The sequence below is a fragment of the Bacillus sp. VA13 genome (genome assembly GCF_055710085.1).
Map to the genome: position 1 here is coordinate 1 of NZ_JBVQPP010000023.1, position 379 is coordinate 379.

At 45.1% G+C, this 379-nt stretch carries 1 rRNA gene; it reads right to left on the reverse strand.

The features are described from left to right. Nucleotides 1-109 (reverse strand): 23S ribosomal RNA (locus AC0C66_RS21560); the annotation flags it as partial. Nucleotides 110-379: the final 270 nt, after the last annotated feature.

Below are 379 nucleotides of genomic sequence, written 5' to 3' on the forward strand. Positions count from 1 at the left end.
CTCCGGATCAAAGCTTGCTTACAGCTCCCCGAAGCATATCGGTGTTCGTCCCGTCCTTCATCGGCTCCTAGTGCCAAGGCATCCACCGTGCGCCCTTTCTAACTTAACCGTTAAAAAGAATCACTATATGATATCTTGTCTTACTAATTGAATGTGATGTCTACTGTTATCTAGTTTTCAAAGAACAACGCATAGGACATGCTAACACATGCGTTGCCACAGGATGTGGCGCATTTAGCAGGTGCTCCTATGTTCGAAGGAATGATCCTTCAAAACTAAACAAGACAGGGAACGTTCTGTTTATAAGACCCAAGGTCTTATATTCCGTAAATATCCTTAGAAAGGAGGTGATCCAGCCGCACCTTCCGATACGGCTACC